Origin of the sequence: Acaryochloris sp. IP29b_bin.137 (genome assembly GCF_028285745.1) — a bacterium.
In the GTDB taxonomy this organism is placed as follows: Bacteria; Cyanobacteriota; Cyanobacteriia; order Thermosynechococcales; family Thermosynechococcaceae; genus Acaryochloris.
In genome coordinates this window covers 1-8690 of sequence record NZ_JANQOP010000104.1, presented here as the reverse complement: position 1 = coordinate 8690, position 8690 = coordinate 1, and the positions used below count along the sequence as shown (strand labels likewise).

The following is an 8690-nucleotide window of genomic DNA, read 5'->3' as shown; positions in this document are numbered from 1 at the left end:
AAAGGGTATCAAAGGTTTCACTGACGGTTTGCTGGCAGTGGGGACAACGGTAACGTTGGCTGCCTTTACTGGTTTTACCGTGTTTGTGGGTCTTTGGATGACCACATAGAGGGCATTGCATCAGGGAATAGGGATAACTCAACTCCCTATAGGTTTAACAAACCCATACTTTTTTGATGCACGACCAATAATGTACACTTGTTTTACTCGGATCACCAAAAGAGGACAAGATCCGTTTAAAGAAATAATGGACAACAGCACAAGAGCGGATGATCGGACTCGAACCGACGACATTCAGCTTGGGAAGCTGACGTTCTACCACTGAACTACATCCGCAGAACGTGAATAATAAGATAGCATCGAACCCTAACCCCTCCATCGAACTATAGATTTTATCCAGAAGTGAACGCTGTGATTGCCTGATCCATAAATGCTTGCCAATGGGGAATGGGTTGCCAGATTTGCAGTAACGCCTCTTGAGCCTCCTCAGGGGGCATTCGTTGACGCAGAACCCGATACAGATACATAAATGCCGAGACCCGCATATTCTTAGCACAGTGGACAAAAACTTGAGCATTTGACCGTTGATCCATCACCTCAAAGAAGCGGTTTAGATCCGCCAACGTCGGGACTTCCCAATCCACTGGAATATGAACATACTCCATACCCAAGTCTGAAACGATGGCGCTTTCCTCTGGAATCGCATCCGTAGAATCGACTAGAGCCAAATTCACAACGGTTTGAAAGCCCGCGGCTCTAATATCTTCAAATTGAGTCACTGTGGGCTGACCCGCCGTTCCTATCTGATCAGATAGCGCCAGAAATGACTGAATGTGTTGGAGTTTTTCTGAAGAATCTTTCATGGCCGCTCTGCCGTGCTACATCCATCGTTTCCCTTAGTCCTAGCCTACAAGATCCATTTCAAAAGCACCGTCTTCGCTTTCCTATCCGTATTTATCCTGATCCCCATTTTTCTCCGGTACCAGAGCATTAACGCTCCCTAAACCCACCAATTGGTGCAAGTTGGGTGATCCTCCTGAATACAGCGTCTAGCCCCCCATCCTAAGCTAAGGACAACCTGAGCGGGAGGACAGATTATGACTATTCGTTGGCAGCAATTACTCGTCAGTTTAGTCCTGTGGCTCATTGCTGAAATCTTTCTCAACCTTGCGGGTATCGATGACCTTGCAGACTACAGCGAATACCTCTTTGACCGCCATGCGGTTGCTGTGGGTGTTGGCACTCAACTGATTCTTTCCCCCCGCCATGCACAAACGTGGAAATGGGTAAACTCCTAACAGCCTCCAAGTGTAAAACCGCTATTAGCTCCACTGGGCATTGTCATGGGCACTCCATCATTAAGGGTATTATTCGTTGTCGAAGAATGTAACCCCAACTGGTCCTCTGTTCCCCTAGAGGGCTATCACTATTTTCGCACCCTTAATAACCTCGTAGACGTTACCCTCGTCACCCATGAGCGGAATCGAGCTGGGCTAGAAAAAGCTAATATTAGCCCCCAAAACATCACTTATATTTCTGAAAGCACCCTAGCCAAACGTTATTATCAATGGGCCTTACGCCTGATTCCCCAAGGCATGAACAACTGGCCCCTGTATCATGTCCTGACCTATCCCATTTACGCGGAATTTAATCACAAAGTTTACGAGCAATTCCATACTGCCGTAGAAGCTAGAGAGTATGATCTGGTCCATGCCCTCACCCCGATGATGCCTCGGTATCCCGTCAAGCTGGTTCAGGCTTGTCAGCAAACGCCCTTTCTTCTGGGGCCCGTGAATGGAGGAATTCCTTTTTCAGAAGGCTTCCCAGAGATTGCTAAACAGGAATTTGCCTATCTCAATTTCTTCCGTTCATTGGGACGCTGGTTGATTCCAGGGTATCGACAGACCTATGAACAAGCGCATCGAGTGTTAGCGGGGTCCACCTATACCTATCAATTGCTTAAACGACTGTTTGATATTTCTGATGATCGGATTCAGATCTTCTATGAGAATGGAATTGCTGAAGGCGTTTTTACCCCAGCCCCGCCTACTTCAAACAACACATTGAAACTACTGTTTGTGGGGCGTCTGGTTCCTTATAAATGTGCTGATGTTGTGGTTGAAGTGATCAGTCGATTACCGTCAGAATTGCGATCGCAGGTTCACCTGACCATTGTGGGGGATGGTCCGCAACGCTCATCCTTAGCGGCACAAGTCAGCGAATTAGAGCTAGAAGAACAAATTCAACTGGTGGGATGGGTCGAGCAGACTGAAACGGCAGCTTATTATCAGCAAGCAGATGTGTTTTGCTTCCCATCTGTGCGTGAGTTTGGTGGAGCGGTGGTTCTAGAAGCAATGGCCTGTGGATTGCCCTGTATTGTCGTTAATTACGGGGGCGTTGGCGAATATGTCACGACTGAGACGGGATTTAAGCTGGCCCCCGTGTCGCGATCGCAACTTGTAACCGATATGATGCAAGCCATCCAAACCTTCTGCCAAGATCGGCCGCTGTTGGAGCAAATGTCCCAAAAAGCCGTTCAGCGAGCAGCCGCTTTTCAATGGCCTCGCAAAGCCCAAGCAATGGTTGAGATTTATCATAAATTGCTCCCCTAGCCCACTGTGCCCTACTAAAGACCGACCTCTGCTTGGCGAAGTTGATGGAGATCCAGCTGACTCAGAGCAGTGTAAGCGGCCTCAATTTTCCCTTGACGTCGCAGAAACCCCGTATTTGCTCCGGGACCGATATATTGCAGGGTTTCCGGGGTAAATTGATCCAGAAGGCATTGCACACTGGCAATCTGTCGAGGCCAGTGAAAGGTTTTAGCGGTTCTCAAAGGAACGGGCTGGCCCTGCTGATTGGGCAATAGGTGACGACCCGAGAATAGGATACCGCCCTGGGCATGATAATACAGACAAGCCGACCCGGGAGAAAACCCAGGGGTCCACAAGAGTCGAACCTGAGGAGGTAAGTCCCATTGATGCTGAAACGTGATGACGTCTAGATTGGGTAAGAGATAGGCTTCCTGTTCTTGGATCACAATTGGGCAGGCAAAGGTTTCTTGGATCTGGCGAATCTGCTTACTGATGCCTTGGCGGTGGGTCAACACTAGCCAGCCCACCCCGCCATGTTCTTGGAGAAAGAATTTTGTATGATCAGTCCAGGCTGGACAATCTACAAGGATATTACCGTCATTTTCTACAATGAGGTAAGCAGTCCCACCCAGTGTCTCTCGATTGGGAGGAAACGCAAAAATGGACGCTAGAATCTGGAGGGGTTCTTTGTTCACAGTCAATCCTTTTGCTCGCGTCGCTTTGACCGAGAACAACCTGTTTGCATGATTTGGATTTCACTCGCTCTCTTTGGGCTAATTCTGTATTTTATCGTCCATTACAGTGTGTCTCGGACCACCACGGCTCCCACCTGGGCCCTTTGGCTCGTGTTGATGATCCCTGCCCTAGCGGTCGGGGGATGGGCAGCCGTTTACGGTGAAAAGGCTAAAACGCCGCCCCAACTGTTGATTCCCTGCACACTGATTAGCCTATTTTTATACCTGTATCTGGTGCGGTCCAACTTGCGAACGCCCCCCTCTCCGCCAGGGGCAGGCGCTGAGGAGGCGTCCCCCGAAAAGCCTGCTAAGCCTGCTACCTCCAATTTATTGACTAAAGAAGAAGAAGGACAGCTGCACAATTGCTTTCCTTGGTCTATTTTCTATTTACAGAATGTTGACACTCGGCCTCAGGTGGTGATTTGTCGAGGGCAGTTGCGATCGCAACCCGAACAAGCCTATCAGACCATTCAAGAAAATATCGCCACCCAATTTGGCGATCGATTCTTGGTGGTTTTTCAAGACGGAGCCAAAAACAAGCCCTTTTTTGTCTTGGTTCCAAATACGCAAACCCAAGAGCGGGAGAAGCGACGGGGACCGGTAAGTCGACCCGGCTTGGCATCGGGTCTCTTTATCTCAACCCTGATGACCACCGCTTTGGCTGGACTGCGTTTCAGTGATAATTCCATCACCCGCCAACTCCTGAGTACCCAACCTCAACTCCTGATCAAGGGGTTGCCCTATGCGCTTGCCTTGATGGTGATTTTAGGAATTCATGAATTGGGCCATTATTTCACCGCCCGTCGATATCAGATCAAAGCCACTTTGCCTTACTTTATTCCGGTGCCCTTTAGTCTCTTCCCTATCGGTACATTAGGGGCGTTTATTCAGCAGCGATCCCCTGTTCCGCATCGTAAGGCCCTCTTTGATGTCGGGATTGCGGGTCCCCTAGCAGGCCTGATCGTCACAATCCCCATTTTAATTTGGGGTCTGATGCATTCTGTGGTGGTGACCCCTCCCGATAAGATTGAAGGGTTACCTTTCGATGCCATGAATCCTGCTTCTTCCGTGCTGCTTGCTTTATTGAGCAGAGTGGTCATGGGCAGTGAACTGGTCTTGGGTAAGGGGATTGATTTGCATCCCGTTGCGATCGCAGGTTGGATCGGTATCATTGCGACTGCCTTGAACTTAATGCCCATTGGTCAACTCGATGGCGGCCATATCGTCCATGCCATGTTTGGCCAGCGAAACGGAGCCATTATCGGTCAGATTGCCCGACTGCTCATCTTTATCCTTGCTTTCATTTACAGACAACAGAACCCCTTCTTAATGATCTGGGCCATTATTTTGTTATTTATGCCCACCGTTGACCAGCCAGCTCTCAACGATGTTAGTGAACTGGATAACAAGCGAGATTTGCTGGGGCTGATGTCTCTGGGCATTCTAGTGCTGATTATTTTGCCCCTGCCCCATAGTCTGGCTCATATCCTTCTTGCCACAAACCCGATTCCATAAGGGATGGGTGCTGCCTTGGACTCGAATTCGCATTACCTGTTGACTGAGGCGGTGATAGTCATGGGTCGGAATACCCCAGAGAATCACCCGACTTTGCCAGAGTAAGACTGCAAAAGTGGTTCCCAGGCAAATCCCTAAGCCCACTGCCGCTAAGCGGTTAAAGGCAAAGGCATAGCGAACAGCGGCCCAGGTAAAGTATTCAAACCACAGTTGAATCGACTCTCGTAGGCTCCATAGGCTGAGGCTACCGACGGTTAACCATAGTCCCCCGACAACTAACCAGCGACCATAGAGGGTTAGGTTGAATAACCGCTGGATTTCAGCCTGGAATTGGGGATCTGAGTTCCGCTCTGGAACAGCACCGTCTGAACGTCCAGGGGATTGACTCATAAGGCTAGATTTCTTCTGGACTGGAATCAGTAATTGCAGTGTTGTAACTGTCTCGCTCTTGGCGTTGACGCCACCAGGCCAGTAAGGTGCTGGCAATAAAAATACTGGAATAGGCGCCAGCTGCGAATCCAATGATCAGGGTTAAGGCAAAATCTTTTAAGGTTTCTCCCCCAAAGATATAAATGCCAATGAGGGGCAAACCCGTGGTTAAGGAGGTGTTGATGGAACGCCCCAGGGTCTGGTTAACTGCAATATCGACCGTTTCGGTAATGGAGCGCTTCGCGCCATATTTGAGGTTCTCCCTGACGCGATCATAAATGACCACCGTATCGTTGACAGAGAAACCAATAATCGTCAACAGGCCGACAATAAACAAACTATTGACCTCTACCCCACGTGCTAAGCCCAGGATAGAGAAAAAGCCCATGGTAATCAGGATATCGTGGAACAAGGCCACAATCGCGAAAAAGGCGTAGTCAAACTGAAAACGAACGCTGACATAAACAATAATGGCGGCAAAAGAGACCAATAGAGCCAACAAGCCCGATGCCAATAGCTGACGCCCTAAGGTTGGACCGACGGTATCAATTTGCGATTTCTCTACATCTAATTGGCCCAGCGCTGTGCTTAGAGCTTCCGTGAGTTTGGTTCGTTCTTCTTGGTTTAAATCCTTAGTGCGAATCGCGACCCCTTGAGCGTTTTGGCCAATGACTTGAACGCTACTTTCAGTGAGGTTCTGTTTGTCTAAGATCTGGCGAATATCCGCGATCTGAATGGGGGTTTTACAATTCTCAGGTTGGCTGCAGTTTCGTTCTAACTGCAAACGAGTGCCACCGGTAAAATCAAGACCCGGTTTTAGGGGAGCCTTAAACTGATTCCAAGATAGGGCCATCGAAATAACCCCCGCTAGGATCAAGGCCGCAGAAATTGTCCACCAGAGTCCCCGTTGCTGATTTAAGTTCAACTTCATGAGACCGCCCTCTTCGAATCAAATAATTCAACTTTGCGGAGACTGGGGAGGCTAATGGCTGTAAACATTAGAGTACGGCTACAGGTAATGGCCGTAAACATACTGACGGCCACGCCAATGCCCAAGGTAACGGCAAATCCTCTTACCAGCCCCGACCCCAACCAATAGAGTACGCCACAAGCAATCAGCGTGGTGACATTGCTATCAAGAATACTGGCGAAGGCGCGGTAAAAGCCGGATTCAATGGAGCGATAGAGGGTTTTCCCAGACCGCAATTCTTCCCGGGTGCGCTCAAAAATAAGGATATTGGCATCCACGGCCATCCCAATGCTGAGGATAAACCCCGCAATCCCTGGCAAGGTCAGCGTGACACCAAACAAGACGTAGCAGGCAAACGTCAATAGGCCATAGACACAGAGGGCAACGTCTGCAATTAAGCCAGGCAAGCGATACCATACCCCCATAAAGATTAAAACCAGAATAAGTCCGCCAATCCCGGCATAGACACTTTGGCGAATACTGTCCTGGCCCAGGGTAGCGCCAACGGTCCGAACCTCTTCGACTTTAACGGGCACCGGGAGTGACCCACCTTTAAGTTGATCGGCTAACAGCTTGGCCTCTTCTAGCTCAAAATTGCCGGTAATAATGGCAGCGCCGCCCGTAATTCCATTAGCCTTAAACCGCTCGCTGACGGAGGCTTGACTAATGGATTTTCCATCCAGAAAGATCCCCAGGGGTTGTCCAGTGCCCGCCAAACTTTTAGTCAGGGCAGCAAATTTGCGACCGCCATCCACATCAAACCGTAGGGTCACATCCCATTTTGTCGGCTCAGATTGGGAAACGGCATACCCCGCATCGGTGAGATCTTCCCCTGTTAAGTCTGTTTTTTGGAAGAACTGATCTTGTAATTCAGCGAGCTGTTGCTGTTTTTGTTGAACCTCCCCCTGGAGCTTAGCGAGGGCGGCGGCATCGCCTGCTTTCTCTGCTTCAGGCAACTTCTGCAATAGACGCTGTAGTTCTCTGCGGCGGACATCGACTTGAGCCACGACGGCATTGTTGGGACGTCGAAAGTCAAGCTGGGCCACTTGACTGAGCAATTTTTCAGCTTCCTGCGGATCGCTCACCCCCGGAAGCTGAACCAGAATCTGCTGGTTGCTTGTTTTCTGAACTACGATTTCTGACACGCCTTCTGGGTTGAGGCGGTTAGCCACTACGCTTTGTACCGCATCCATGACGTTTTCGTTAATATCTTTGACCTCTTCGGTTGGATTAACCTGCAGCGTCAGTTGAGATCCACCCCTCAGGTCAAGCCCTAGATTGATCTTGCCCAGACCATACTGCTTACCAAACGGGGTAACGACGATTAAGGCCCCCACAACTAATAAGGCAATGAGAGCCAGTAAAAAGCGTTGTTGTTTAAGCACCGGTGTTACATTGCTCCAAAGGGAAAAGCGAAAATGGAATTAGACCTGTAGGGCAGTAATTTGCTGAACGGCCTCGACAATTTGAGGCGGCTGCACAATGGTCAGACTTTCTAACATGCCGTTATAAGGCGTCGGAATATCTTGAGAGGAGAGGCGCACCACGGGGGCATCCAGTTCATCAAAAAATCGATCATTGATAGAGGCAATAATTTCTGCACCGACACCCCCAGTGCGCATACATTCTTCCACCACAATTACCCGGTGGGTTTTACGAATGGAGGCCCCAATCGTATCGAAATCCAAGGGCTTAAGGGAGATTAAATCGATAATTTCTGGATCATAGCCTTGCTCTGTCAAGGTTTTTGCCGCCTGCAAGACATGATGGCGCATCCGGGAATAAGTCAAAATAGTGACGTCCTTACCCGTGCGCACCACTTCAGCCTTATCTAGCGGAAGGACGTACTCTTGATCCGGTAATTCTTCCTTCAAGTTGTAGAGCAACACATGCTCGAAAAATAGGACTGGATTGGGGTCACGGATGGCGGCTTTAAGTAAACCCTTAGCGTTGTAGGGGGTAGAACAAGCCACTATTTTAAGGCCAGGTACGGCTTGGAAATAAGCCTCTAGTCGCTGGGAGTGTTCCGCGCCCAATTGACGACCCACACCACCCGGTCCGCGAATCACCATGGGGATTTTGAAGTTGCCGCCGGAGGTGTAGCGAAGCATACCAGCATTATTGGCAATTTGGTTAAAGGCTAGGAGCAAAAAGCCCATATTCATGCCTTCAATGATCGGCTTCAGGCCGGTCATGGCAGCACCAACGGCCATGCCCGTAAAGCTATTTTCTGCGATCGGGGTATCGAGGACGCGCAGCTCTCCATACTTGTCATACAAGCCTTTTGTGACTTTGTAGGAGCCACCATAGTGGCCCACGTCTTCACCCATCACCATCACGGTGTTGTCCTTAGCCATTTCTTCGTCGATGGCGTCACGGAGGGCGTTAAATAACAGTACTTCAGCCATAATGCGTTAGCGATACACTATTGGATACGTTAGCAGAAGACGG

Annotated in this window: 9 protein-coding genes, 1 tRNA gene and 1 pseudogene; 3 read left to right on the top strand and 8 right to left on the bottom strand. The window is 49.5% G+C overall.

Features of this window, described 5'->3' with window-relative positions:
- The 3 genes and pseudogenes from Q0991_RS08170 to Q0991_RS08160 form a co-directional block, all read right to left on the bottom strand.
- Window positions 1–121 (bottom strand): annotated as a pseudogene (locus Q0991_RS08170) (IS1 family transposase); the annotation flags it as partial.
- Window positions 122–264: 143 nt separating this feature from the next.
- Window positions 265–336, bottom strand: a tRNA-Gly gene (locus Q0991_RS08165).
- Between the two features lie 56 nt (window positions 337–392).
- Window positions 393–863: a protein tyrosine phosphatase family protein gene (locus tag Q0991_RS08160; RefSeq protein ID WP_299487217.1), complete on the bottom strand. Its 471-nt coding sequence runs from the start codon at window positions 861–863 to the stop codon at window positions 393–395.
- Between the two features lie 234 nt (window positions 864–1097).
- Between Q0991_RS08160 and Q0991_RS08155 the strand changes: the two genes are divergently transcribed.
- Window positions 1098–1298: a hypothetical protein gene (locus Q0991_RS08155; RefSeq protein ID WP_299487214.1), complete on the top strand. Its 201-nt coding sequence runs from the start codon at window positions 1098–1100 to the stop codon at window positions 1296–1298.
- 45 nt (window positions 1299–1343) lie between these two features.
- Window positions 1344–2612, top strand: a complete 1269-nt coding sequence (locus Q0991_RS08150; protein ID WP_299487211.1) for a glycosyltransferase family 4 protein — start codon at window positions 1344–1346, stop codon at window positions 2610–2612.
- A gap of 14 nt (window positions 2613–2626) precedes the next feature.
- Here the strand turns inward: Q0991_RS08150 and Q0991_RS08145 are convergent, their stop codons facing one another.
- On the bottom strand, window positions 2627–3286 hold the full coding sequence (locus Q0991_RS08145) for an MBL fold metallo-hydrolase (RefSeq protein ID WP_299487209.1): 660 nt from the start codon (window positions 3284–3286) through the stop codon (window positions 2627–2629).
- A 48-nt stretch (window positions 3287–3334) separates the two neighbouring features.
- Here Q0991_RS08145 and Q0991_RS08140 point away from each other — a divergent pair, with 48 nt between their 5' ends.
- Window positions 3335–4840: a site-2 protease family protein gene (locus tag Q0991_RS08140; protein ID WP_299487208.1), complete on the top strand. Its 1506-nt coding sequence runs from the start codon at window positions 3335–3337 to the stop codon at window positions 4838–4840.
- Here Q0991_RS08140 and Q0991_RS08135 read toward each other — a convergent pair.
- From Q0991_RS08135 to Q0991_RS08120, 4 genes are read right to left on the bottom strand one after another with little or no spacing between them, the layout of a single operon-like run.
- Window positions 4769–5230 carry a hypothetical protein gene (locus Q0991_RS08135; RefSeq protein WP_299487207.1) on the bottom strand — a complete coding sequence of 154 codons (462 nt, stop codon included), beginning with the start codon at window positions 5228–5230 and terminating at the stop codon, window positions 4769–4771. The genes Q0991_RS08140 and Q0991_RS08135 overlap by 72 nt on opposite strands.
- 4 nt (window positions 5231–5234) lie before the next feature.
- The gene (gene secF / locus Q0991_RS08130; protein ID WP_299487204.1) at window positions 5235–6200 is read right to left on the bottom strand and encodes a protein translocase subunit SecF; all 966 of its coding nucleotides are present in this window, start codon (window positions 6198–6200) and stop codon (window positions 5235–5237) included.
- A complete protein-coding gene (gene secD, locus Q0991_RS08125; protein WP_299487202.1) occupies window positions 6197–7624 on the bottom strand; it encodes a protein translocase subunit SecD in 1428 nt (475 codons plus the stop codon). The genes secF and secD overlap by 4 nt, the downstream gene beginning before the upstream one ends.
- Before the next feature lie 39 nt (window positions 7625–7663).
- Entirely contained in the window at window positions 7664–8647 is a 984-nt protein-coding gene (locus tag Q0991_RS08120; RefSeq protein ID WP_299487199.1) for an alpha-ketoacid dehydrogenase subunit beta, read from the bottom strand.
- Window positions 8648–8690 lie beyond the last annotated feature (43 nt).

Excerpts from the sequence above, each read along its gene's own strand:
- Q0991_RS08160 (WP_299487217.1), bottom strand. The coding sequence starts at position 863 with ATGAAAGATTCTTCAGAAAAACTCCAACACATTCAGTCATTTCTGGCG.
- Q0991_RS08155 (WP_299487214.1), top strand. The coding sequence starts at position 1,098 with ATGACTATTCGTTGGCAGCAATTACTCGTCAGTTTAGTCCTGTGGCTC.
- Q0991_RS08150 (WP_299487211.1), top strand. The coding sequence starts at position 1,344 with ATGGGCACTCCATCATTAAGGGTATTATTCGTTGTCGAAGAATGTAAC.
- Q0991_RS08140 (WP_299487208.1), top strand. The coding sequence starts at position 3,335 with ATGATTTGGATTTCACTCGCTCTCTTTGGGCTAATTCTGTATTTTATC.
- Q0991_RS08135 (WP_299487207.1), bottom strand. The coding sequence starts at position 5,230 with ATGAGTCAATCCCCTGGACGTTCAGACGGTGCTGTTCCAGAGCGGAAC.
- secF (WP_299487204.1), bottom strand. The coding sequence starts at position 6,200 with ATGAAGTTGAACTTAAATCAGCAACGGGGACTCTGGTGGACAATTTCT.
- Q0991_RS08120 (WP_299487199.1), bottom strand. The coding sequence starts at position 8,647 with ATGGCTGAAGTACTGTTATTTAACGCCCTCCGTGACGCCATCGACGAA.